At 57.7% G+C, this 25272-nt stretch carries 19 protein-coding genes; 7 read left to right on the top strand and 12 right to left on the bottom strand.

The window, feature by feature from the left end; genetic code table 11:
• Positions 1-41: 41 nt before the first annotated feature.
• Positions 42-317 carry a hypothetical protein gene (locus CCK88_RS15915; RefSeq protein ID WP_140049022.1) on the bottom strand — a complete coding sequence of 92 codons (276 nt, stop codon included), beginning with the start codon at positions 315-317 and terminating at the stop codon, positions 42-44.
• Between the two features lie 83 nt (positions 318-400).
• Here CCK88_RS15915 and CCK88_RS15910 point away from each other — a divergent pair, with 83 nt between their 5' ends.
• On the top strand, positions 401-952 hold the full coding sequence (locus CCK88_RS15910; protein WP_086471551.1) for a hypothetical protein: 552 nt from the start codon (positions 401-403) through the stop codon (positions 950-952).
• A 65-nt stretch (positions 953-1017) separates the two neighbouring features.
• Positions 1018-1641, top strand: coding sequence for a hypothetical protein (locus tag CCK88_RS15905; protein ID WP_086471550.1), 624 nt, complete (start codon positions 1018-1020; stop codon positions 1639-1641).
• Positions 1642-1645: 4 nt separating this feature from the next.
• Here the strand turns inward: CCK88_RS15905 and CCK88_RS15900 are convergent, their stop codons facing one another.
• Positions 1646-2290 carry a hypothetical protein gene (locus CCK88_RS15900; RefSeq protein WP_086471549.1) on the bottom strand — a complete coding sequence of 215 codons (645 nt, stop codon included), beginning with the start codon at positions 2288-2290 and terminating at the stop codon, positions 1646-1648.
• A 184-nt stretch (positions 2291-2474) separates the two neighbouring features.
• Between CCK88_RS15900 and CCK88_RS15895 the strand changes: the two genes are divergently transcribed.
• From CCK88_RS15895 to CCK88_RS15885, 3 genes are all read left to right on the top strand, one after another.
• Positions 2475-2927 (top strand): LexA family protein, encoded by a 453-nt coding sequence (locus CCK88_RS15895; RefSeq protein ID WP_244557563.1) that lies wholly within the window; start codon positions 2475-2477, stop codon positions 2925-2927.
• Positions 2924-4186 carry a Y-family DNA polymerase gene (locus tag CCK88_RS15890; protein ID WP_086471548.1) on the top strand — a complete coding sequence of 421 codons (1263 nt, stop codon included), beginning with the start codon at positions 2924-2926 and terminating at the stop codon, positions 4184-4186. The genes CCK88_RS15895 and CCK88_RS15890 overlap by 4 nt, the downstream gene beginning before the upstream one ends.
• A gap of 118 nt (positions 4187-4304) precedes the next feature.
• Positions 4305-6572, top strand: coding sequence for a hypothetical protein (locus CCK88_RS15885; protein ID WP_170926521.1), 2268 nt, complete (start codon positions 4305-4307; stop codon positions 6570-6572).
• A gap of 1 nt (position 6573) precedes the next feature.
• Here the strand turns inward: CCK88_RS15885 and CCK88_RS15880 are convergent, their stop codons facing one another.
• Positions 6574-7320, bottom strand: a complete 747-nt coding sequence (locus CCK88_RS15880; protein ID WP_086471547.1) for a hypothetical protein — start codon at positions 7318-7320, stop codon at positions 6574-6576.
• A gap of 482 nt (positions 7321-7802) precedes the next feature.
• Between CCK88_RS15880 and CCK88_RS15870 the strand changes: the two genes are divergently transcribed.
• Positions 7803-8957, top strand: a complete 1155-nt coding sequence (locus CCK88_RS15870; RefSeq protein WP_086471545.1) for a hypothetical protein — start codon at positions 7803-7805, stop codon at positions 8955-8957.
• A 15-nt stretch (positions 8958-8972) separates the two neighbouring features.
• On the opposite strand, the gene CCK88_RS15865 is transcribed toward CCK88_RS15870, so the two are convergent.
• The 6 genes from CCK88_RS15865 to CCK88_RS15835 all read right to left on the bottom strand — a co-directional run bounded on the left by CCK88_RS15865 (position 8973) and on the right by CCK88_RS15835 (position 20225).
• Complete coding sequence (locus CCK88_RS15865) at positions 8973-9497, bottom strand: hypothetical protein (RefSeq protein WP_086471544.1); 525 nt, start codon at positions 9495-9497, stop codon at positions 8973-8975.
• Complete coding sequence (locus tag CCK88_RS15860; RefSeq protein WP_086471543.1) at positions 9497-12253, bottom strand: phospholipase D-like domain-containing anti-phage protein; 2757 nt, start codon at positions 12251-12253, stop codon at positions 9497-9499. Before CCK88_RS15860 ends, CCK88_RS15865 begins: the two co-directional genes overlap by 1 nt.
• A 9-nt stretch (positions 12254-12262) precedes the next feature.
• Positions 12263-15037, bottom strand: a complete 2775-nt coding sequence (locus CCK88_RS15855) for an anti-phage-associated DUF1156 domain-containing protein (RefSeq protein WP_086471542.1) — start codon at positions 15035-15037, stop codon at positions 12263-12265.
• Positions 15038-15040: 3 nt separating this feature from the next.
• Entirely contained in the window at positions 15041-15619 is a 579-nt protein-coding gene (locus CCK88_RS15850) for an anti-phage-associated DUF3780 domain-containing protein (RefSeq protein WP_086471541.1), read from the bottom strand.
• On the bottom strand, positions 15616-18735 hold the full coding sequence (locus tag CCK88_RS15845) for an anti-phage-associated DUF499 domain-containing protein (protein ID WP_210189959.1): 3120 nt from the start codon (positions 18733-18735) through the stop codon (positions 15616-15618). The genes CCK88_RS15850 and CCK88_RS15845 overlap by 4 nt, the downstream gene beginning before the upstream one ends.
• A 353-nt stretch (positions 18736-19088) precedes the next feature.
• On the bottom strand, positions 19089-20225 hold the full coding sequence (locus CCK88_RS15835) for a hypothetical protein (RefSeq protein WP_140049021.1): 1137 nt from the start codon (positions 20223-20225) through the stop codon (positions 19089-19091).
• A 172-nt stretch (positions 20226-20397) separates the two neighbouring features.
• On the opposite strand from CCK88_RS15835, the gene CCK88_RS15830 reads away from it, so the two are divergent.
• Positions 20398-22536: a DUF262 domain-containing protein gene (locus CCK88_RS15830; RefSeq protein WP_086471538.1), complete on the top strand. Its 2139-nt coding sequence runs from the start codon at positions 20398-20400 to the stop codon at positions 22534-22536.
• A 26-nt stretch (positions 22537-22562) separates the two neighbouring features.
• On the opposite strand, the gene CCK88_RS15825 is transcribed toward CCK88_RS15830, so the two are convergent.
• The 3 genes from CCK88_RS15825 to CCK88_RS15815 form a co-directional block, all read right to left on the bottom strand.
• Positions 22563-23780 carry a phospholipase D family protein gene (locus CCK88_RS15825; protein ID WP_086471537.1) on the bottom strand — a complete coding sequence of 406 codons (1218 nt, stop codon included), beginning with the start codon at positions 23778-23780 and terminating at the stop codon, positions 22563-22565.
• Between the two features lie 85 nt (positions 23781-23865).
• Complete coding sequence (locus tag CCK88_RS15820; protein WP_086471536.1) at positions 23866-24216, bottom strand: hypothetical protein; 351 nt, start codon at positions 24214-24216, stop codon at positions 23866-23868.
• Positions 24217-24235: 19 nt separating this feature from the next.
• On the bottom strand, positions 24236-25201 hold the full coding sequence (locus tag CCK88_RS15815) for a hypothetical protein (RefSeq protein WP_086471535.1): 966 nt from the start codon (positions 25199-25201) through the stop codon (positions 24236-24238).
• Between the last annotated feature and the right edge of the window lie 71 nt (positions 25202-25272).

The following is a 25272-nucleotide window of genomic DNA, read 5'->3' as shown; positions in this document are numbered from 1 at the left end:
CAACCAATGTTCTGCACTGGCGTCCAATTTCAAGTGACTGTTCATAGATGGTGAACAGGCCGGGCAGAACCAGAGTCGGGCCGGTTTTGGGGCATTTGGGCTTGGTTTTCGGCACCCTTGAGGCTGATGAGTTCGCTCTCAAGCCGATTGAGCCCCTTAATGTCCAGCTCTGCTGCCTTCATGCGCTGATAGAGCTCGACGAGGCTGAGGCGGCGCTTGATGATTTCATCGACTGCCTCGTTTCGGATCCTGCGCCGGACGACCCAACCGATGGCCGCTAAGACCGAACCCGTGATGATTGCCAATACCTGCAGCATCTGCTTCCTCCATTTGAGGAAGAGCATAAGCGGCTGGCGAGCGTGGAGGATAAGTTGGGCTACTTGATGGGGAGAGCCTTGGCATGAGCGCCAGCAATCTAACCGTGATCGACCACACCCACTGGTTCGTCGGCGGCACGCACTTCGGCCATACCGGGATCCTGGACCTGGCGATGCGTCCCTATGCCGATATCAAGGAACACGATCGGGAGCTCGTTCGCAAATGGAACGAACTTGTTCAGCCTCGGGACACCGTTTGGCACTTGGGTGATGTTGCTGGAGATGAAGTGCCATTCGACGATGTGAAGACAACCTTCAAACGGCTCAACGGCATCAAGCGGTTGATCGTGGGCAATCATGATGGTGAGGAAGTGCGCGACAAGCTTGATTGGGCAAGCGTCGACGACATCCGCACACTTGTGGCGCGCGACTGCAAGATCGTCCTGTGCCACTACCCGCTTCTAGAATGGGAAGGCTACTTCTCGGGTGACCTGCACTTCCATGGGCATACCCATGACCGGATCCCCTCGACCCGCCGTCGCTGGGACTGCGGCGTGGACCACCAGGCGTTCCTGCCGATGACGTTCAGCCAGATCAAAGAGAGGATGAACGACCTTCCTGATCCGATTTCTTAGTCGCTCGCACTGAATTGGTGCTTCTCAAATGGTTCTTGGTCATTGCAATTCCAGGAGCTGCCGAAATGCGCACAATTCTCCGCTCAGACATTCAGACTTGCCTCGACAAACTTGACCCAATCCGCCGATACGACCTAGTTCAGCTTGAAGCTGAGATCTTCAACCTCTTCGACGATCGTGAACTCCGCAAGCTGCCCTGCCTCATGGAAAGATTTCTGGAGGACAAGACGCCTCCGGACCCTTCCGGACTGTACGATGGGCTCGCTGCATTAGAGGCCCAGGTATACGAGCGCTGGGCAATCGTTGATCCGTACATCTATGTCGACAACGATTACCGAGACGAGGCGCCACCAGAAGCATTCAAGTGCCTACTTGGTTATTTTGATGCCGAAGGTGTCTTCATCCCCAAACCCTCCTTGTCGCCCCTCCCTCGATACTGCCACTCCACCGATGACGCTTCCCACCTTCGGATCACCGTCGTCGGCTACCATCTTCTGCTCGCCCTTAGCGAGCGACAGACCGACACCATGGATTACGAATTCGAAGCTCGGCTGCACTCTGTTACGGGAGAGACCATCAGCGACTACGTGTCCACCGACGCACCCATTGCCGTCGTTGGGGCGACGTTGACGGCGTTAGCGAAGGGTTGGAGTCATCCGCTTGGTGGCTATGTGGTGAAGGACGCTTGAGCCCTTAATGGCCTGGGGCAATCGGTGGAGCGTCCAGTTCAGCACGCACCTCGTCCACTCGACGCTTTAAGTGCTGGATCACCGGTCTGCACCTTTCAAAGCTCCAACCGAAAGACCCGCTCGGGTGAGGGATATGCGCTGCTATTGCTCGATATGGCATAGCGACTTCGTACTCTCGCTCTCTCCAGCCCCGTCCGCCGGCCTGATAGGCGTCGTGACGTTCGACAAGGCCAGCGGGCATGCGACGCCATAACTGCGTTCCGCACACCAGGATGGCCTCTGCCTCGATCTGCTTTACCAGATCCTGAAATAGCCGAGGCGCTACGCCATACCACAACTCGTCCGGTGGGCGCTTGCGCGAGGTGTTAGCAGCGACCACCGGAATGTAGTTGTAGAATACGACCGAGTGCCAGAACTCCGCCGGCTGGTAGCGAGCACCTTCACCCATGACCAGGCGCTCGATCCGTGAGAAGAACTGGTAGTTGCCGCCGGCCAAATGATGGCTGACGACCTGCTCAGTCATATCGGGGATGTCGGTCCCGATCGGGGCTGTTTCATGATAATGCGATTCCCCCAGAACCAGCAGCCTCAGGCCACCCAGGACGTTGCTGCTGTCCCCCCATTGATCCCCTCGCCAGCGTCTCGCCATTACCGATGCTCCGTTTGTTCGTGTCGGTAACAGAACCTCGCCAGGTCGGCCAGTTCAGTGAAAGTTCGGAATCGGCGTCGCTGGCCATCGACAGCCGCTGCTGTCAACCGAGCCAGCCCAAATAGTGTTCTTGTTTTGTTCTTGACTGTCGCTCATCCTAAAAGGAATCGACGACGGAGACGACATGGACCTCACCACCGCCATCGCTGACCACCGCATGCCGGTGCCCGTGTCCTCGCTGATCCAGCTGAGCGTGCCCTTCGTCGGCCAAACCGTCCATGCTGGCTTCCCCTCGCCGGCAGATGACTTCATCGAGGACATGATCGACCTGAACCAAGTGCTGGTTCAGAACCCGACCGCGACCTTCCTGTGGCGCGTCGTGGGCGACTGCATGATCGACGTGAAAATCTTCCCGGGCGACGTCGTCATCGTTGACCGCTCATTGGCGCCGAAGCATCGGTCGATCGTTCTCGCGATTATTAACGGCGAACCGACGCTCAAGCGTCTCCATCGTCGCGGCGGCATGTTCGTGCTGCAGAATGAGAACGTGAAGCTTCCGGCCTTCCTGATCTCGGAGGGGACAGAGGTTTCGGTGTGGGGCGTGGTCACTGCGACCATTCGCGACCTTAAGAAATGACCGCCTTCGCGCTGGTCGACGGCAACAGCTTCTATTGCTCCTGCGAGCGCGTGTTTGACCCGCGGCTCGAGAAGCGCCCTGTCATCGTCCTCAGCAACAATGATGGTTGCGCTGTGGCCCGTACCAACGAGGCCAAGGCGCTGGGCATCCGGATGGGTCACCCGTACTTCCAGATCAAGGATCTGTGCCGGCGAGAGGGCGTCGTGGCGCTGTCATCGAATTACGCGCTGTACGGAGACATGTCGCGGCGCCTCAACCAGATCTATGATCGGTTCAGCCCGGACGTGGAGGTCTACTCGATCGATGAGAGCTTCATCGACGTCAGCCGCCTGCCGGTAAAAGACCGGACCACCTGGGCGAAGGACTTGCGCTCGACGGTCAAGCAGTGGTCGGGCATTCCGACGTGCGTCGGCATTGGCCCGACCAAGACACTTGCTAAGCTTGCGAACAAGGCGGCCAAGAAGCTTGCTGATGGCGTTCTTGATCTTAGCGACACCACAGAGCGGGCTCGGGTCATGGCCGACTTCCCGATTGGCGACGTGTGGGGCATCGGGCCCGCCAACCAAGCCAAGCTCGCTGCCATGGGCATTCAGTTCGCCGGCCAGGTGCGCGATCTGGAGCCGCGGCAAGCCCGACAGCTCATGACCGTTGTGGGGGAGCGACTGGTCCATGAGCTCAACGGGCGGTCTTGCATGCCGTTGGAGACGGTGCCGCCGGTGCGCCAGGGCTGCGCTGTCACCCGTTCTTTCGGGCAGCGCGTCACCCGCAAGCTCGAGATGGAACAGGCGGTGGCCGGCTACGCCACCAGACTGGGCGAAAAGCTCCGACGCCATGGCCTCGCCACCGACCAGGTCACCGTGTTCATGCACACCAGCCGGTTCGATGACGACGAGCCGCAGCGCAGTGTCTCGATGACCGTGGACCTGCCCGAGGCGACCAACTACACCCTGGCGCTGATCAAGGCCAGCCGACGCGCAGTCGACCAGCTCTGGAAGTCGGGATACCGCTATGCCAAGGCCGGCATCGTCACGCAGGATTTGGTACCGCCCTCAGAGTCTCAACAGGCCCTGTTCGACGGCCTTGATCATGAGCGCGCTGCAAGGGTCATGCAGGCTCTCGACTCGGCCAACAAGCGCTGGGGGCGTGTCACCGTTTTCCCGGCAGTGATGGGCATCAAGCGAGAAGCTTTCTCGACCAAGTTTGAGATGCGGACGCCCAGATACACAACGCGATGGGACGAGTTGCCGAAGTGTAGGTGACGTCGTTGATGGCGCCTCTGTCCCAGACATTTTTGGGGAAATCACAAAGGTTCGTCAGCTGGTTAGCTTGATCCAACAGTGAATTTTTACGATCCGCCATCCTCCTATTTCATGGAGGATGACGATGCCGAAGACCCGCTCCCTCACCCCACGCATGATTTCGGATTTCTGCCGGCTGAGGCTGAAGACCGTCCTCGACAGCGACGAGATCGAAGTGATGACGAAGTATCTCGTCGGGCTGATCGAGTTGATGGCCTATCCGCCTTATAGAGGCAGCAAAGCTGACTGGGTCATGCTGGCCGACGCTACCGGGATCGAGGCGAACAAATTAAAGGCAGCCGGTCCGCGGTTGCAGCCGGTCCTTGATGCAGTAGCCAGGTCCATCGCCATGGAGGGGCATGCCGTTCCGCCACCGTCCACGCCAATTGCGACCAAGCCGACGTCAACCGGCGACAATCAGCGTTCCAAAGCAAGATCTCGTCCTGGGCCGGCGCCGAAACCGATCATCGAGCACCCAGAGCCTCTCTTCACCGAGTGGGAGGATCCGGCCGGCTTCGGTGATGCCCTCAACCTCCATATGCGTAGGCACGGCGACACTGTGCGTCACCTTTATCTGGCGCTGGATTCCCGAGGGGAGGCGCAGGACCAGCGGACTCTCATGAAATGGTGCACCGGCCAGCTTCTGCCCATGACCGCTCGAAGCTTCGTCGTCCTCAACAATATCGAACGGCGCTACCGCCTTCCGCTCGGCTACTTCAAAGCCAAGTTGCCGCATCAGGCCCGGGCCATCCGTGGGGTCACCCTCGCCGGGCTGCCGACAGCGGAACGCCGTCGCCTCGCCTGGCACCTACCCGATGACTTCCTGACGCGACCGAAGGCGGAGCAGGAGGAGATCCTGGAGTGGGTGCGGCGCGTCATCATCTCAGGCTCCACCGACTACCGGCAGTTCCAGGCTGCAGCCATGCGGCAGCGATATGCTGTGCGCTTCACCGCTTTCCAGAATTCGCCGCGACGGGCAGCACCCAAGCCTGAGGACGAGGTCAGCGATCTCGACGAAGAGCTTCAGTCGGCGGTGATGGACGCGCCGGCCGCGCTGGACGCCGAGATGAACGCCCTGTTGCGGTTCAAGACGGCCACGCTCACCGCATTCGGTTTCCAGCGCAACGGAGTCTGGAATGAGGAGACTGCTAGTCAGAAGGTCGAGCACCTGGGCCTGATGTTCGGGGCCTTAGCATCCGGTCCGCGAAGCACGGTTAAAGGCGCCGGCGTACCGCTCGATAGCCTCTGCTTCGCCATGCTGATCTTCCCAGCGGTCTGGGACTGGTACCTGCAGTGGCGGGAACAGAGACGTGGTTTCTACACCAAGTGGGAGGTCGACATGCTCAGCGTCGTATTGAGCATGTCGCGAGCAGAGACCGGCTGGATACGCCAGACGCCATCTCTTGCTGATCGGCTTCGGCCTATCCCCGGAATGATCACCGACGCGGACATCGATAGCGCCAGGTCTGACTGGGAAGCTGCGTGCGAGCTCTTCCACAAGCATGCGAGACATCGCATTCGCGAGATCGAACGCGTCGCTCGAGTCCATAGGGATCCGTTCGAGCCGATCCTGCCAATCCTCGAATCCGCCAGCCCGGTCGGCGAGTACCGGAAGATTACCGAGGAGATCATGCGGCTGATGCCCGATGAGCGCCGCTACCCCCGACAAGCAGCGGAGGCCGTGCGCTCGTTCCTGCTGCTGCGGCTGGGAATGCACACCGGCCTTCGTCAGCGCAACCTCCGAGAGCTCCTCGTTTGCCCTCGCGGGCGTATGCCGACGTCCGAGCGGCACCTCGAGGACAGGAAGCGTGGTGAGCTGCGCTGGAGCGATCGGGATCAAGGCTGGGAGGTGCTGATCCCTTCCGTGGCCTTCAAGAACTCGACCTCCAGCTTCTTTGGATCAAAGCCGTTCCGACTGGTGCTTCCCGACCTGGCGGGTCTCTATGACGCCATAGAAGCCTATATTGACCGGCACCGTGCCCGGCTCCTCGGCAATGCTGCGGACCCGGGCACGTTCTTCGTGAAGACCTGCAAGCGCACCAGCGCTGACGCCAGCTACAATCAGAACAGTTTCTATGAGGCGTGGCGCCTGAGCATCCAGAGATATGGGATCTACAATCCCTGGACGGGCCGCGGCGCCATCAAGGGCCTGCTGCCTCATGGGCCCCATAACATCCGCGACGTCCTGGCGACCCATATCCTCAAGCAGACAGGGTCGTTCGAGCAGGCATCCTACGCTATCCAGGATACGCCGGACATGGTGGCCAAGCACTATGGCCGGTTCCTGCCCCAGGATAAGTCGGCCATCGCTGCCAAGATCCTCAACCAAGTCTGGGAGGCGGCGTGACCTACATGGCCATGCCGAGCATGAGCGGCTCTGGCTCGGGTTCCGGCTCGGGCCAGCGATAGCCAGCTGCGAACTGATCGATGAGCCCATACTGCTGCCCGTCCTCAAGGGGTGCGGCATACGAGCCATTTAGCTCGAGGCGCTTGCTCAAGATAGCAAGGCAGGCCACCGTGAACGTGGGGATTACCGGGTCTCGGGTTGCAGCGTTCTGTCCATAGTAGTCCGACTGCGCCATGCGGGAGAGCCGCGGTTCTACTAGGATGGTGTCTGGCTGCGCCATGCCGTCATCCCGCATGGTTAGGCAGTAGAAGGGGAACACGCTCAGCCGGCTTGTCGTGATGAAAACCGATAGATTGTCTGAACCGAACCACCGACGTTCGAAGTGCATGTCGCGATGGACGTTAGGCAAGTAGCAGCGAATGGAATCCATGACTTGACGTTCGACGTCACGCGAAAAACTGGGTGCTTCCCTGAAGCCCTTGCCGCTCAGCAGTTCGTCCATCTTCGTGCCGGCAGGGTGGCCGGCGTTGTCGAGCGCCGCCGCAAATATCTGTGCCTCCGCAACGCTCATGCAATGCGCGACCGCGGTGTCGACCGCAACGCCATCAGCCGTCCAATGTGTCAGGGTGAGGCAGACGAAGTCATCGGCACCAGGTGGTGTGATTGTCCACCGGCGGTTGTGCGATGCGTCGCGCACCAGCCAACCTTGCCGTTTCTCGAGCCAGTGTGTTTGTTCCAACCAGTTCATCCGTCGTCTCCATCAACGATGGATAGGATGCTGGACGGCTATGCATAGAACCAGCGCACGCGTTGATGGGACGACGATGCGGCGGCCAACTGGCGCCCTTGGCACGTAGTCTAGGGGCGATTAGTCTAATCCAGCTCAGACTAATCTGAGGGTGCAATCGTCTCATGGTGAGGGTTCCCGATCATCCACCGAAGCCCGTCGAACCCATAGTGCGGCTCTCGCAGTTCCGAGACGGCGGGTATGTCCTGATCAGCCACTGCTCTTCAGGCAGCGGCCATGAGCATGTCGTTGTCTACGATACCGTCATAGAGAAAATGGGAGACGTAGAGGTCGACTACCAGTTCAAGCAGGCTATGACTTGCCCGGAGTGCGGCGCGGCTGGCGGTGGGATGACTATGAAGCAGCCAAGAGCGTAGAATATATCGCTCCCTTGCAATCAACTCGCGATGACCTCATGCTGGGCGAGTGGGGGAGGGTCTAAGATGAGCAAGGGTGCTGCTCGCAACATGCAGCGAATATCGCTGAAGATTGCCGCGGGCACCGCGCCGCCTCAGAACCCCGACGTGAAGCAGGCTCCAGTCTACAAGCAAGTGCGTGCGCTCGAACTGCGTCGACTTGCCCGGATCCGCCATGTCTTCGAGATCGAGGACGAGGTCGCCAAGAAGCAAGCTGCCGGCGAGAGCGTCGGTCTGCTGCGCGAGAAGCTGCTCGGCGTCAAGAACGGCACGATCGAGCCACCGGACTACCGTGATATTAGACCAACAAGCGACACCCAACGCCATCGGTCGATGACGCCCAGCAAGCCCCATCGCGATCAGCAGAAGAGCGATGGACGTGTTCGGCACCACCGGCTGTATCGCAGCGATCGTGAGGTGATCTCGGACCTAAACGACCTCAGGAAAGGCAAGCTCACTCCCACCGGGATGGCGACGATCAAGGGCCTGCTGGATCGCTTCGACGAGGAGACGGTTATCGGCGCCCTGGAGCTGAAGGCAGAATTCGTGCGCAAGGTCGCGGCCAGCGCGCTGTTTGCGATGGTTCCCGCCATGTCGCCGGCCGACGGGATATTGCTGGCAGGCGTCCTGGAGGCCCGCCTTCCTCCACTTCCGAAGGAAGATCCTCCCGATGAACGTCAGCCCGCGGAGACTGCCCCTGCACAAGGCGATGCCGTCAAGGCCATCAGCGTCGACGCGATCTCCGGTGCCGAGTACCTGGAACTCAGGATCAGGGGGTGGACGATCTCGGGTAGTTGGATGCAGCCGCCCGGCTCCAAGCAGACGCCTCCTTCTACTCCCGATCCCGTACCTACTAAGAAGGTAATAGAGACGCTTTCAGCCAAGCGCCCGAGGACGGCAGTGGCGCCAGCTGCCAAGCCCGATAAAGCAAAAAAGAAGAAGGGGCGCGGCAGGAAGGCCACCAAGCCTGTTGCTCAACCGCGGCACGTGCCCTTGTCGGCAGAGGCTCTCGCTCGGCTGCGGAGCAACGAGGCGTTCCGGACCAGTTCAGCCGAACCGCCGCGCAAGATCGGGACTATTACCTTGCCGCCTTCGACTAGAGCTGGCTTCGTCGCTCCGCCGGCCACCCCGGAGATCAACTGGAGAGACGAGTCGGAAGATGGGTCGATGTGGGATCGGTAGGTAGATGGGCCAGCGCTAGAAGTCTAGCGACCACACTTGAACCCCGTCGCGTTCTAATTTCGCCTGTCGACCAGCTGTGGCATAGAGCGGCGACAAGAAGAAAACGTACCGATGCGTCTCCGATCGCCCGGCCATTTTGGCTAAGTCCAGGTGCAGCTTCCCATTGTTCCTAGGGTCCACGGCAGCAAAGGTCTCAGCGCCGACCAACCCAGGCACAGCGCTCATGATGTCGAGCTCGAGTGAGGCATGGGCACCGGGCGCTAGATGGAAGCCGCCTGCGTCCGGGTGAAGCTCGAGCAACTGCTTTGCAGCAGTTGCGGCCACGAAGTAGGTCCAGGTCTGGTTAATCTGCTCAACAACGTTGAGTGCTCGGTCCTCAACAGGGTGGAAACCCACAGCTTCGAACTTCATACGCTTCAACATGTCCAGCGGCTCACCGGATTGACCTGCGATCCAGTCATGCACTCGAGCCGCCGACGATCGGAATGTGGTCAGCAAGCGATCGGCATCCTCAGGTGCTCTCACATAGATACCGGTCACTATGACCAACCGCTGCTGAGAACCTTCATGGCCTCGTCTTTGTCCAGCACCTGCTCGCAGAGCTGCCACGAGGATCCATCGTCCTGTAGGAAATTGCCGTAGCGCAGCTCGAACACGTCCGCGGTGCTCTTCTTCTTCTTGGTAAAGTCCTTCAGTCCCTCTTCCATCGCTTCGATGTCATCGATCCAATCGTCGTCGATGACATCAGGAAGTGACCCTAGGAGGTCATATCGGTCCTTCATTCGAGCGGATAGCTTGTCATAAACCTTTTCATCGACCGTGTTCTGATAGACGAGATTGGCCATGTTGACGAAGTCGCGCTTCTGCCCATACCGCTTGATGCGCCCGATGCGCTGTTCAAGCCGTGACGGATTCCAAGGCAGATCTATGTTGATCAGCGATGCAAGGGTCTGAAGGTTCAGTCCCTCCGCAGCGGCATCGGTGGCTATGACCAGGCGCACGGTGTAATCCCGCACGGCCTTTTTGATGTCTTCGCGATCGACGGATCGCCACTGACCATTTAGGAAGACGCCCGACCGACCGGCGCCACCATAGACCGCAACGGTCTCCTGGGGGAAGTGGTGCGACAGCTTCTCGGCCACCCAGTGCGCGGTGTCGTAGTACTGGCTGAATATGATGCAGCCGTCATCCAACCATCCCCTCTCCTCAAGGAAATAAACGCAGGTGTCCAGCTTAGGGTCGCTCGGATTTCGCTCCAGGTGATAGATGACCTCCTGAAGATGCCGAACCTCATTAGAGAAGACCGTCGCCAAGTCCGGGTCCTCTGCGAGCAGCTCGTCGAGCTCGTCTTCAACCACCTCATCGTCGTCGAGCTGCCGCTTCTCGATTAGCTTTCGACATGTCGACAGCCCTGATGCAACGCTGGAGCATATGCGTTGACGAAGAAGGTTCTTCATGAACCCAGCGCCCTTGACCCGCTGCGCCAAGGCCGATGTGAACTTCTCCACGGCTTCGTAAGCCAGGTCAAAATCACCGCTGGTCTTTACGGCCTGACCCTCGAAGTACCTGACATTCGTGTCGTGGGTCTTCGGCCACATCTCGACGGCGATCTTCTTCATCAGACCCGCGTCTTCCAGCGTGCGCCGGCGACGTAGAACGACATGACGGCTGATCGGATTGTGGTACTGGAAGAACCGCAGTCCTTTGATGGTGCCGCGCAAGTTGTCGACGAGGTCCTCGCGAGTGAAGGACTGCAACTCGGTATAGGACTCGTCGGTGAAGTCGTGTATCGGACCTTCGAAGCCTAGATCCTGATAGATGTTGTCGAACAGTGGAGCATCGTCTCGCGGCGGCAGTGGGTTCCGGAGCAGATTCCAAGCCTCAGCTTCATCCTCGACGGCAACGTCGCCGGTCAAGATGTCCCTGACCTGATCCGGACGGCGCCACGCCGACATCTCGCGACCAAGGACGTGCGTCGCTGACCGGTTGAGGATCTCCAGCAGATCCCAGAGTTCGTCCACCTCAGTCTGGATTGGCGTGGCTGTGCCGATGATCAAATGCCGTGCGCGCTCGGCGATCTGCAGCATGAACTTCAGCAGGTTACCGGCCACAGGGTCCTTACCCAGCGCCCTTTGCTTCCGTGCCTTGTGCCCTTCATCTAGGATGACCATACCGTAGTGTCGGCGCAAGAGGTGCTCGACTTCCTTGGTGTCCTGCACGATCAACCCGGTGGACACGATTCCTATTCGGTAGGGGCAGCGGGTGATGTCCTCCGCACCGCGGGTTCGGATCAGGTGACCATGAGGATCGCGCCACATCTTCTTTGAGGATAACCACAAGGCGGTTGGCACGTTTAGCTTATCCAGCAACTCTGTCTGCCACTGGATGCCGAGTGTTGCTGGGCATAGGATCAACACCGGACCATCGCCGAGCAACGCCGAAACCAGTGCTGCCGTCGCCATCGACAGCGTCTTGCCCACTCCAACTTCGTCAGCAAGAAGTAGGCGTGCCTTGCCGAACTGCTCGCGGTGTCTGTGGAATAGGGTCACGAAAGCGCGTTGCCACGGCATGAGCTCTTCGCCTCGACGGTAGAGCGGAGACTCCACCAATGCCGACTGGCCAACCTTGTCCGCTGGTAGAGCCTCGAGCTTAACTTGAACCTTCCGGGCGGTACGCCCGATCTCCTCGACAACTGCTTCCGGGAGCCGCCGACCTATCTTCCAGAGCTCGTCGAACTCTGCCTGCACCCAATTGGTGCCATCAGGAGAGCGATCTTCCCAAACGAGTTCGTAAGATCGCGCCCAACCCTGCGCAGTCTCGTTTATCGACCCCATGAAGGCCGTGCTTGTGCTGTCTGGATAGCGCACCACGCCGGCCTTGCCGTGCAGGAAAGGGGCGTCGTCGCGCGACACCACCTTGATCTCGACGTTGCCCGCCTTGAGCAACTCGTAAAGGCGGCCATACCTGGCACGATCTCTCAGCGATGCAACCGGATCGTCCTCACTGTTCCACTTCTCCAGCATCGTGCGCTGGACCACGTCTTCTGCGGCCTTGCCAACCGCTACATCGCGTGGGTCCAGATCACTGTTGCAGATGATCCGGACCTTATCGATTGCGGATACCTCTTCGTGGATCAGTTCGAAGATCGATGAGCGGAAGTAGCCAGCGATACGGTCATACGAGACCGCGCCTTTAAGGCGGTCCTTTAGGAATACGACGTGGGTGCTATGGCGGGACGAGAACCTGGTGATGAAGTCCGTCTTTGCAAACGGAATACTCGCAAGCTTCTCGTCCATCTTCAGTGACTATCCAAGGCGTTCGTTTTTAATCAGCCCCGCCAGGATAGTGGCATTCTGCGATTCCGTCACATCGATCTGCTTCCGTTTGGAAGCAATGTAGGTGGCTATCGCCTGCAGGTCCGCTCGCTGGTCCAGGTAGTCGGTTGTGAGGTCCCGGAGATGACTGACAACGTCTTCATCTGAGACGCCACCTTTCATCTCCCAGAGCGCATACAGCACTGCCCGTGTCAGCGACGAGCCGAACTCATCGTCACCCATCTGACGCTTGCCAAAATCGACCGCCGTTTTCAATGCGGCGCCATTGGCAGTCACCGAGGACATCAGGTCCCCGTAGTCGGATACTCGGAAGGCTTTTGCGAAGTTCTGATAGTTGTCCACCTTCTTTGACCCCGTAGTCTCGATGTCCATCATCTTCAGATAGAATCGCTCGGTTCCGGTCAACTTCCGCCAGGTCTGCTCACTCATCCCTTCTGGTACGAGGTGTTCGTTTGCCACCTGAACGGCATACTCAATGATGTCGTCGATCAAGGTACGCTCGTTGTTCGCACGAGGACGCAGCGCCTCGACGGTCATGTCCTTGCCATCGATCTTCACGTACTTCGTCAGCACGCGCAGCGCGGCGGCGTAACCAGCCATCTGAAGGTCAGCGTCGTTGAAGAGGTTCTCGCTGCGACCATGACCGCGAAGGCTTTGGTTCAGCCCGACCATATCTTCGATCTGCCGAGCAACTTCGTCTTTGACTTCTTGAGTTACTTCGTCTGAGTACCCGCTCTCGCTTCCATCTCTCTTGCGAAGAATGATTATGTGAGTTCCCTGGATGTACCCGCCCTTTTTTATTTCGGACGTTGTTTCAGTAGCTATGTACCAATCTGCAATCACCTGTAGACCGGCGCCCCAAAATATTTGGGCCATATCTGACCAGACTTTACTGTCTTTATGCGTGAACATAACGATCTGAAGGCCATTGTCTGACATGTGCTCAGTCGTAGCTCGATATGAACTTACCATCCCGGCTCGGAAGTGTTCACCTTGTCCCTTCACGGCAAGGCGACGGCGGCTGTCCCACGTAAAGTTGTCAAATTGAGGTGCATGAGAGTTCCTCAACCAGGCTATGAAGAATTCGGTTATCTCATCATAAACAACCGAGTCAGAGTAAGGCGGGTCGGTAACGACGAGATCGGATGACCAGTTCATGGCTCCAGCAGGCTGGGTAAGCAGCTTGTAGGACCCTGCGCGCGGTGAGCAGAAAAACGTGGTGAGAACGGTCTCCATTAGAGGTTTTGAAGCCCGTACGCCCCAATTGAACATCGTCTTTAGAGAGGGTCCCGAGAATAGCTGTTCTGGATAGTCGCCGCGCGGACGCCACTGACTCGACTTGTTGCAATAGTCTAGCGCTTTTGCCCTAATTAGGGACATCACAGGATCTGATGGCGCAATAGATGCGAGAATCTTGTGATAAACTATCTGCCGTGGCGTGAACATATGGTGCCAATAGGTCCACCCGTTGGTCCTTATCGGCCCCTCATTTTCTTTGCCGGTTTCGATGGCCATATCAGAAACCAGGCCATCTTGCTGCCAGTCTGCCAGATTGGCAGCGACATAGCCCTCAATCCAACTTTCGCGCGCAACGTCCTCGTCGGTAACTTCTTTGAAGAAAATGCCTCCGTCAGGCCTTTGCCACTGAATAGCATAAAGTCGTTCGCGGAAAATATCCTGCGGGCGAGGCGCTACATCCTCTTTCGTCCATGGTCGAAGCGAATTTGTATTCGATGTACTTGTTTCACCGCGAATAGACGAAACACTCACCCCGTGAACGTCTTCGTTCATTGGATGAACGATTCGTCCGCCCTTCACAGTTCCTGTGGAGAGCGTTCTGAATTCATCGGCGTCCGCCGCCTGATGGATGCGTATACGGTAAGTCTTACTCTTCTCGTCCGGAACCAAGACTGCAACTGTTCTCGATCCTTCCGATATCACGGTAGAGGGTAACAGTGGAACATTCCAACCTGTGGCAGGACAGGTGGTTTCTAAGCAAAACAGGTAAGCCTTTGCGCGATTACCTGACGCATCGGTATCTAGGCCGAGCTTCAGCACTTCGTCGTTGAACGCCTGCGCGTAGGCTTCCTGCCGTTGGCGAATAGCGGCAGCTTCTGTAACATTAGTGCCTACAATCTCCATCGCGCCCCAAGTGAGCATGCAAGCCACGGGGTTGAGATCAGCAGCGACAGCGTCGAAGCCGATACGTGATGCCTCGAAAGGTATGGAGCCGCCTCCTGAGAAAACGTCGGAAACAACTGGAGTTCGGCCGAAGCGCATGATCCCTAGTTGATTGATGAGGTCTGATAAGCTCGCGGCTGACGTGCCGAGGTGCCCGTTAATTAACTGCCACTGCTCATTTGTCAGGAAGTCGCCGAGGTGTTCGGGACGGCGAAGGTCTTTGATCCTTTCCTCATAAGGGAACTCGGTACCTGGTGAGGACTTCTTGTGGCTGCGTGTCGCCAGCCCTTGATCATCCAACGCCATGAGCATCTCAAACACCTCTAAGTCGCGTTCGAGGTTCGATGTCGCCGGTAGCAGCCCCCCAAGCAGGCAAGCTCTCACTAGGACTAGCGGCTTTCGCCCTTTCCAGTATGAACCAAGTGCCGTCAACGTCTGACCGGAGCCAGCCTTGCGCTCTTTCTGCGCCTCGGCTGATATCTTCATAGAAGGGAATATGCGCTCGATTAGGTAAGGAGCGTTCGCCAGGCTGAACGGAGTAATTTCGGTCGCGGTCTTCAGCATCGGTTATTCCTTGACCAGGGGAAGAGAAAACAAGTCGACGCCCGTGGAAGCCTTCTTGCGTCGGTTCTTTCTCTCGACCGGATCGAGAACTTCCGTGAAGGCGATGCGAACGGCTTTGCGCCAGCCGAAATCTGCGTCGTCAGCAGTGCCACCTGCAACCTCACACATGCGGAACAACCACCACCGTTCCTCTGGCTTCATCGCCGCCCAAGAAGCACATGACGTCGCATAGTCTTCGCTGCGCGCAGCCTCGACGGCCCACGCCAACAGGCAAAGCTCCCTGCCCAGCAGGCGCTCGACCTTATTGTCACCAGCAGACCAGCGGCTAGTCTTCAGCTTCTTTTCTCGGAGGCGATCATTAAGAACGCGAGTAAGTTCTTCTTTGATGCCGGACCATGCTGGGCGCGACAAACGGCAACGAAGAACTTCTTCGTCAGCCGACGACTGTGCGTTAATGCCGAAGCGCTCAATGATTTCGATCTCGCCGGACGAACCACGAGGGATCCGCACGACAAAGTGGTGAGGGTCGATGGCATCAGGAACCCCGAAACCGGTCGTCTTCGCTGCCACAGCGTCGGTCATGATTGCTCGATCTCCGATCCGGCCACGTCCTCGCCCAGTTCCGTGGCAAATTGCTCAAGTCCGAAGCCGCTCTCGAAGAGCATCTTCTTCACGATAAGCTTGACGTCCGAGCCTTCATCGCCAAGCGCCTTACGCGCCGAAGTGATGAGTTCCTCCGCAACAGCGGGTGCCAGATCTACTTCGCTGCCAAAGCGTATTTGGACGTTTGAGTTGCCGGCTCCGACCGTTATGGACGCGTTCTCGAAGACGGCCTTGTTCGCTGCGGCTGCCTTGAGGAGTTTGAAGCTCTCTGCAGTGGTCTCGCCCTTGAGCTCCTTGATCAGGCGTGCTTCGCGGGTCTTGTCGATAACCTTCTGACCGGCCTGGGCGGCGATACGGAAGGACTTCTCGACCGAGACGCCCTGGTCCTCCGCATGGACGTAGATAGTGACTTCGTCGTCGCCGGTGAGCTCGATCGGGCCAGCATAGACCTGCCCTTCGCGAACGTTGCTGCCGTCGGTGTTCCAGCGGATGGTTCCGCGCGGAACAACGGACAGCTCCACAGTGCGCTTGCCGGCGACGTGCTGGGGTTGGTGCGTCAACGTCAGGGTGTTGGACCAAACGACCACGTCCCCTTGCTCATGCTTTCCTTCGGGATCGGTCACCAGGAACCAGAGCTTGGTGGCATCCGTCACCAGAGGATTATCCTCCAGCGGCTTGCCATCCTTCTCGACATCAGCCGTTAACGAATAGCGGATGCTGGGCGACTTGCCGGCATTGGCAGTCCCGATGCGCAGCGTGGCCTGGCCTGTCTCCTCGTCGTACGTGTCCAGGTCAACGGTCGCCTGCGTCTTCGGCGGCTTGGGTGCCTTGTCGACGTAACCATCGCCGTCATGGCTCCAACGACCAGTCGAGACTGCATAGTCGCGAACAGTCTCCAGACCTTTTACGGGCAGCCAAAGCCAACGTGCATTCGTCACCGCCCGAGATTGCACGTCCTTCCATGGCACACGGGTCTGCGACTCGGGCCAGAGCATCTCCTCGGCACGAGTGATCAACTGATCCATCTTGGCATTCACGTCCGTGACCAGCTTAAGGGCGGCACTGGACGACAGAGCTGCTTCGATCGCCGCCTCACCAGCGATGATAACGGTGCTGCCACTCTTCTCGGGCGCCAACTTCAGTGGCGCATGTTTGAGCACCGTCGTCTTCTTGTCCGCTAGATCGACCATCGGGAAGTAGACCCGATTGAACAAGGTGGTCAACGCCGATGAGAACTCGAATTCCGCGATCTCCCCTTCTTCCTGCAATTCCAGCTGGTGTGTTGGATTGCCGGCGGTATCCGACTTGACCTTCGCAATGGCCCAGATGCGGCGTGTCTTCTCCTCAAGGCTGCCCATGGACGAGCCATCGCCAGTGACGACGCAGAAGGCATTCTTGTTGAGAACGCTCTCCAGGAACTTCTGGGCGGCTTCGGGGGGCGTCTTGGAGTCGGGGCTCAGAACGAGGAGGGCTCGGCCTGACGACAAATCGACATCGTCGATCTTGGGGAGGGCGTGAACGCTTTGATAGGCGACCTTGGCCCGCGGTTCAAAAGCATTCGCAAGCCGACGAGCCATCTCCTCCTCGATCTTTCCGATCGGAGCATTGTCCGCGCGGTTCTGTATGCGCTTGCGGAGATTCTCAATGTTCGAGAAGTACCAGACTTCATTGTCCTTACGGTGGAGGTACCAGCACTCCTTCTGGAGATCATCGAAGGCGTCGTCGAACTCGGACGCACTGCGGTCGGGTGCGATCAGGTATTCGATCAGCGTAGATTTGGTCAGACCTTTGATGGCGTCGACGCTCTCGGAGAGCGACGCCGTAAGCAGCAGCTTGGCCGCCTGAGTGGCGGCGTCATTTCCCTTGTTCTGATCGACGATCTGCGCGTGCGCGGAGCCATCGACGCTGCTCACGTCTTTGGAGAGCGCGCCTTCAAGCTTACCGATCCGCACGATCTCCTCACGGACGTCGGCGATGGAGAGGTCAAGATGTTGACAGCCGATCAGATAGACGTCGCTGCCCTGCTGTCCTTCCCAAACGCTCTTGAGCATCTTCGAGATGAACTGCATCAGACCGCGGGTCTGACGATAGTTCTCGTTCTCCTTGAAGAGCGCGATGATATGCTTGGTCGACGGGTGGAACGGGTACGATCCCAGGATCTCATCCGCGATCTGTTCGGACGACTTGCCGATTGCCCTCGAACGTTCGGCAACTGTGATGGCCTCGCCGTAGGCTTCGGCAATCTTCTCGATCTCATCGTGTTCCGGAAGCGCAGCGAACATGCGCTTGCGGAGGATGTCATAGATCTCGTTGCCGTTGAGATCGACCGGAGTAATCGACCTGGCTTGTCGCTTGGTTTCCTCGGCGATGTTCGAGATCGCTTTGGCCAGGTCTTTCGACGCTCCCTGATAAGAGCCAATGAGGTTGGAGACCACGATGGCGGTCTTCGGCAGCTTCATGGCCGCCGACAAAAGGTTCGACAGCGCATATGTGGTGACGTTGGCAAGGGTGCCACCGCCGACCGACTTGGTCTGGGCGAAGTCGAAGTAAGGAGGGAGCTCGTCGAGAAGGATGAGGGTCGGCTCATCTCCGATCAGTGAGATCCAGTCGGTCTCGCGAGGAGCATCAGCGCCGTTCTTCCAAAACTTGGCGAACTGGTCGCCCTTGCCAAGCTGTTCTGCGATCTCGCCCCAGATGAACTTATCATTGGATATAGAGCGGCCATGAATGGCGACGACCTTTGCGGTCTCTCCCTTCAAACCTTCGGTGATCTTGGACGGCACGCGATCGTAGAGCTGCGGGTTGCGCGCCAGGAGGCCAAGGGCGAGCATAGAATGGGTCTTGCCGCCACCCATTGCTTGGCGCAGCTCGAACACAGCTTGACTTGACTTGCCGTTGAGGCGCTGCAGCCCTTCCCGAAGGAGACGCTCCATGCCCTGCGTGACGAAGTTCCGGGCGAAGAAATCCTCCGCACCTCGTTCAGCTTCGGTGAGAAGGTCGCTCAGGTGTTCAACCTGGTCGGACAAGGCGAAGTCCAGTGCACCTGCGCTTAGCTGGCACAGTTCTTTAACGGTCGAAATCCGCGTATAGGTCAATCCAAATCCCCCGGCGCAATCAATTGCAGTGCAGTCACTTCTTCCTGGACTGCCTTCGTTCCAACCATTCTCGCGTCGCCTTCTCAACTATGTCGTAGGCGTTACAATCGTCATCGACAGCGACCTTCTTTAATTCCTTGATCAAGGCCTCATCCATATAGACCAATAGCGACTTTCGTCCATCGGAACGCTTTCGAATCGATGTCGATGACACGGCCATGATCGCTCAAATCTCGTTCTTGTAAATTGCTAGAAGGCTCAATCGTTAACATGTCATAGCGCTAGAGATCTGAATAGGTAGCTATCTGAATCACAGTGTTAGAAGTGCTAGTTGTGTCTTGAATGGATCAACTTCATTCGTTGGCGGGATTGTCCGAAAAGACCACCCTGCCGAGTTGAGACAACTTCGCGGCCATGTCTTCCATTGTCATCGGACCAACCCGCTGTACGGATGCGCCGCCCGCTGCTCTAGAGGTTGGGCGTGCGACGCTTTCGATCGGCGGCGCCTTGCCAGGCAGGAACACCAAGCCGAGTAGAAAATAGGTCAGCCTTGGCGTCCACTTCGCGCCCGATACCGTGCGATAGCCATCGCGGTTCAGCATCTCGGCCACCTGCCGAGGCTTGCGAACGCCGTTCTTGGCATAGGAGCGAACGATCGGCAGCATTTGGTCGCAGAGTTGCTGCACTGTCTTCTTCTTCGAGTGAAAGTGTGACATTTCCTGCTGGGTCATGTCGAAGCTGCGGGTCGGCTTAGTAGATAGTTCTGCTTTCTGCGCTGGTGCGGTCCTTTGAGCGACAGGCTTCGGCGTGGGGGTGGTGGAATCAGGCGCCACGTTCTTTGTGGCCCAAGTCACTGTGCCGCCTTTGACGAAGGTAACCGCCTCCATCGAGACCTTATCGAAGAACGAGAACTGAGCGCCCTTCATGCTGAGGAAGTCGCCAACCTCAAACATTGGGGATTCAGAGCGACAGGTAAGGGTGATCCGCTTGGCGGTGTAACTTTCAACATGGTCCGCAAGAATCGTGTTCATCGTGCCGCGCCGAATGACGGAGACGACGACCAGCAGAAGCCACCGGGCGCCATGCTGTGCGGATTGATACAAATCTGCCGTCTTTGCTGCTTCCACCAGTTCATAGGTGAGGCCGGGCGCACGCCTGGCAGGCGCACCAGTGAACTTTGCATGCTCTTTGATGCGCTTGGTGGGATTATCGGTGCACGGATGCTTAGGCCACGGCGGGCCAAGGTCATCGAAATAGACCCGACTACCGGCCGCATTCGCATAGAAGAAGACCGCTGCTCCACATACCGGGCACTTGGCATTCGGGTTGACATAGCACCCTGTGACCGAGCGAGCTCCGTTTCGCTGCAAGAATGCTTTCGCCTCGTGAACCCGGTAGGACGCTGACAGTTCGGCCCGGTTGATCCTCGATCGACCGTTGTTAACGCACCAACCGCAGGTGCAATCGCGATAGTGATTGTGGCCAGTCATTTTGTCCCCTTCCTTCAATCATGCGCAAGAAGAGGGCAGCAAGACAAGCCGCGACGGGTAATTTGAGGACGACAAAACCTCAGAGGGGATGAGGTTCTCCCCACAACGTTTTCTTGCGTGTCAGCAACTTATCAACCAACATCCGTTCGCCTGCTTCGGCTCAGGGGGGACCATGAAGCCTTATACCCGCTCCATCATCGAACTGTTCGATGGCAAAAAGAGATTTCTGATCCCGCTGTATCAGCGGCAATATGCGTGGAAGGCCCAGCCGCAGCTCGAACTGCTGTGGGAAGACATCAGCCGGTCAGTACAGAGGCTTCAGGAGGATCGTGCCTCGCTGACGCCGCACTTCATGGGTGCGATTGTCATCGCCCAGGTGAAGACTTTCGGCAAGCAGGTCCAGGCCTTTGAGATCATCGACGGTCAGCAGAGACTGACGACCTTCCAGCTCTTGCTGGCTGCGATTCGCGATGTGGCCAAAGCCAATAGCTCGAGATACGAAGCCGAGCTCCAGAAGTATCTGCTCAACGATGGTGTCATGGAGAACCACGACGTTGAGCGCTTCAAGCTCTGGCCCTCACTGAACGATCGACGCTCATTCATTGGCATCATCGATCCTCACACAGATCCCCAGGTTCTCGGTCCGAAGCCCACAGATGAAGATGGAATTGTCAGGCGCTCTGTCGCTGCGCACGCCTATTTTAAGGAGAAGGTCGCCGCTCACGTCGACGATAACGGCACCTTCGATGAGCATCGCCTCGAGCTTCTCTTCGAAGCCCTGAAAGATGGGCTGGCGATCGTGTCCATCGAATTGGAAGGTGGCGACGACCCCCAGACCATCTTCGAAACCCTAAATAGCCGCGGCGTGGATTTGACCCCGGGCGATCTCATGCGCAACTTCATATTCCAGCGCGCAAAGGGTTTGGGGCAAGCTGACCATTCACTGCTGGTCGACAAACTCTATGAGAAGCACTGGCTGCCCCTGGATCGTTCATTCTGGGGACAGTCAGCCTCTCGAGGCCGGCAGTCCCGGCAGCGACTGGACTGGATGTTGACCGACCACCTGTCCATGCACATCGGTGACCTGGTGTCGGTCGAGAATTTGTTCGACAACTACAGGCGCTGGATCCTGAACTCGCGTCCGTTTCCGAACGTCACGGCCGAGCTCGAGTCGATCTCGGCAACTGCCGTCATCGAGAAGCGTCTGTTTGACCAGGACGCGAAGGACCCTATCGGCAATTTCGGCAGGTTCGCCGACGCCTTCGACGTTTCGACGGCTATGCCCTTGGTTCTCTACCTGGCGACGGAGCCGGCCGTTGGTGCCGATATCGATCGCGCTCTTGAGGCGCTCGAGAGCTATATCCTCAGACGCGACATCTGTGGCCTGACGACGAAAAACTACAACCGCTTCTTTATTGGGATCATCGACCGCCTTCGCGCAGCAGAAGGGAATAAGGTCGACGCACTCATCCTCTATCTTTCGAGCCGACAGTCGGATCTGGATCGTTGGCCAGATGATACGGAATGGCAGCACGCATGGCTGGGCCGAGACCAATACAAGGGATCTCGGCAGCCCCGGCTTCGATACATCTTCGAGGCGATCGAACTCGCCAAGCGAACTGCCCTGAACGAAGACATCGAGATCAAATCGGCGCTCTCCATCGAGCACATCATGCCTCAGAAATGGAGAACGAACTGGCCAATCCCAGGATTTGATTACCTTGATGACGACGACACTGATCCAGAACATGTCGCGCGAAAGGTTCAGCGTGACAGCGTCGTCGATAATCTCGGCAATCTGACCTTGCTGACCAAGCATTTGAACTCGTCGATCTCGAATGGCCCATATTCGATCAAGATGCCGGCGGTTCGTGCCAATTCCAGCCTCGCCTTAAACCGAGAGCTGAAGGATTACGATGACTGGAACGAAGAGACTATCTCCGCGCGGGGTTTGGCTCTCTTCGGGATCGCCAAGAAGATTTGGGCCGCACCTACAAGAGGCGAGGATCAAACGGCATTAAGTGATTTGGCTGGCGAGGGAATGAAATTCCCGGCCGATGGAACGGACTGCAAGTTCACCTATGCCGGGGTGACTTACACTGGGACGATCCAGAACGGCCATCTTGTTGTCGAGGGTATAGAGCGGCCCTTCGCCACTTTCTCAGGAGCATCCAAGACGATCACCAGAACCAACCGAAATGGCTGGAATGACTGGTACCTTCGCGATGAAATGGGTGGTTGGGTATTAGCCGATGATTGGCGGCAACAGCCCAGTGCCTCTGCGGTGCTTGAGAGCATGGAAGAGAACTGAGTTCGGATCTGTGATCTTTGAAAAACTCATGATGGCTCGTAGTAAATGGCGTCGAGCATCGCCACTCTTGTATCCCAAAGGTCTCGGTTGTTGCGGTCCGATGGTCGCGGCGTCGTAAACCATGGAGCCTGGCGGATCGGTTCGATGACACGCTCCCAGTAGTTTTCGAGGTCAAGGGTGGTTGGTGCAAACTTGAGTGCCTTCGCAATCCCTTTGCGATTTTCGCCGTTCACGCACACGAAAACATCCGGACGTTTCATCGCCAGCAACCGGGTTGCTGGTGCAAGCCTACCAACCCGAACGCTCCCGGCAAAAGAGGCGGTAAAGGCAGTCACGTAGTCGTTGAACTGATCCTCAGTAACCTCACCACGACGTGGGATCATGTCCAGAGCTGCAGCAAGTCCCGCATTCTGTTCGCCAATGAGCTGCGCAAATGTGCCCGCACCTCCCATAGATCCGAACCATCCCCAATCGAGAGCGTCAAGATCCGAAGTCGTTGCTTCTACCTCACCGATGGTCCCGGCAATTGCCTTCCACTCCGCAATCGTTAGGTCAGCAGAAGAGGCCGTCCTTACCAGCATTTGCTGAACCAGGCGCAGCAGTTTCATCCTCTTAACGAAGTCATGATGTCGGTCAGCCCGTGCTAGCTCGGCAAATTTCGACCAAGACATGGTCGCAAGCGGTCCGTTGAACCGCTCAAAGCCCTTGGAATCGTCCGGCAGCATCGGATTTTTCGGGCGTGGCTTACTGGAGGCCGCCTTGGCTTGGCGACGATAGCTTTCGGCGAGCTCTTCAGTGATTGGCAGGTGCAGTGATCTATAGGCATCAAGCTGGGCGCGGATCTGCTCAAAGAAGGGGTCGTCCAAATTGCCCTTAACGTGGACGCTTGCCTCCAGGTTCTTGCTCAGGCCACCGTTGGTGAAGTTGGCGCTACCGACAATTGCTTCAGCTTTGACGCCGCTGGTGAAATAATAGATCTTTGGATGGAAGCATCCAGGTCGACTTTTGGCTACATAGGCGCCGCGAACCTTCACAAGGCGATCGATAAGTGAGGGGTCTGTGGCGCAATAGTCGAGACCGATAAGGACGGTGTCGATGCGATCTTTGTAGGCGAGTAGGGTCTCCGCTACGTCGGTTAGTCCTGCCCAAGCCACAGCCATAGACACGTGGTCATGCTTGCTAATCAGTGATTTTAAACGTCTCGCCATTGATTTTGCGTTCAATAGTGCAACCTGTATGACCATCGCTTTCCCCAAATAGAATGCCGAATTAGCACCGAAAAATTCTTTGTAATACTCCCCTCAGCAAACAATAAAGACGCTGAAACGATCACGCGCTGGCGAAATGATCGACGAGCTGCTGTGCTTCGCTGCGGCTCGTGGGATAGAACCGCGTCAATGGCTTGCCCTTGAGCTCTGGCACGCTGAGGTTCGAATTACGTGGGCGGTCGGCTGGGTAGAACTCACGGTCAACGGAAGGCATCAGCGATCCCGGTGACAGTCTTGCGAGCGCCCAGATGGCGCTCTTGCCCCCTGATCCAAGATCGAGCGCGATAACGTCGCCACGGCTGTTGACGAAGGTCGAGATGTACTTTGTCCCGCCAGCACGCCGGTCCTGATGCGGGCGCCAGCGTGGATCGCGCAACATCGCTTCGTTCAAAGATTCGATGATACCGGGCATGGTATGTCCTTCGGAGTAGTTAGATGCGCGCCCCAAAGCCGCCGCAACGGGCAACCAAGTCGCAGTAGAATTCAGGATCCACGTGCGCCGCTCGAGCAAGTGAGACGGCATCGTCAGTGGAGGTCAGGTGACCCCTTGTCCAGTCTCGCACCAGGTCAAATGAGAGACCGCCACGCTCGGCGATGGTCTCTGTGGTGATGCGGTTGACCCAGGCATAAATACCAATCAGAGCGCCAACCTGTTCCGGGGTCTCAATGCGATCAGCAACGTCGTGCAACCAGTCCTCGCTTAGCGGTCCGGGATTGAAGTTACGGCGGCCGGCAAGCCATTGCAGCGCATCGAGAGGATGACCGTAGACGCTTCCCCAAGAGTCCTTCTGCATTGAACGGATTGGTTTACCGCCCCTGGGGCCAACGAAATTGCGGACCGAAGCAATGTTCATTCCCGCAAGCGACGCGATTTCATAAGGGGCAAAGCCTGTATCCATGTCGGGATGTAACGGGAAGCCCTGGAGGAACTGCACCAGATTGGCCTTGGCCGAAGCGGCAAGATGAAGGCCCGGTAATGGATATTCGGCGCCTTTGTTAGCGTGCTCACGAAATCGGTTTGAATGAGTCCCGAGGCCGGTACCATATTCATCGTGCGGTATCGCCGATTGGAAATAGGTCATCCAGTTTAGCGTGTCGCCCTGCAGGTCGCCGACGTCGAGCTTATCGAGTGGGGACTTATCCTGCACAAACTCAAAGCAGATCCGAGCGACTTTCCAAAACTGCGTCTTGGACACATTGAAGTCCCTGAGATCGTCAAGCTCATATGCCTGGGCGTTTGCTGCCTGACCATTGTCGAGCGCTTCACCCAGAGCCGCGGTGCCGAACGCAAGAGCCTCTGGCTTGCGGTCTCCGATCAGCGACTGCGCCGCTACCGTCATCAGGAAGACCCCGAGCTTGAGGTCGGCCTCTATCTCATCCCAACTGGCTATCAGCATCACCTGCTCCGATAATGATGCCACAAATATCACATTTTATCGATTCGGCTATTGCATATGTGATGTCATTG

Source organism: Devosia lucknowensis, assembly GCF_900177655.1.
GTDB classification, from domain to species: domain Bacteria; phylum Pseudomonadota; class Alphaproteobacteria; order Rhizobiales; family Devosiaceae; genus Devosia; species Devosia lucknowensis.
The sequence above is the reverse complement of the archived record's forward strand: the minus strand, read 5'-3'. Positions and strand labels throughout refer to the sequence as shown.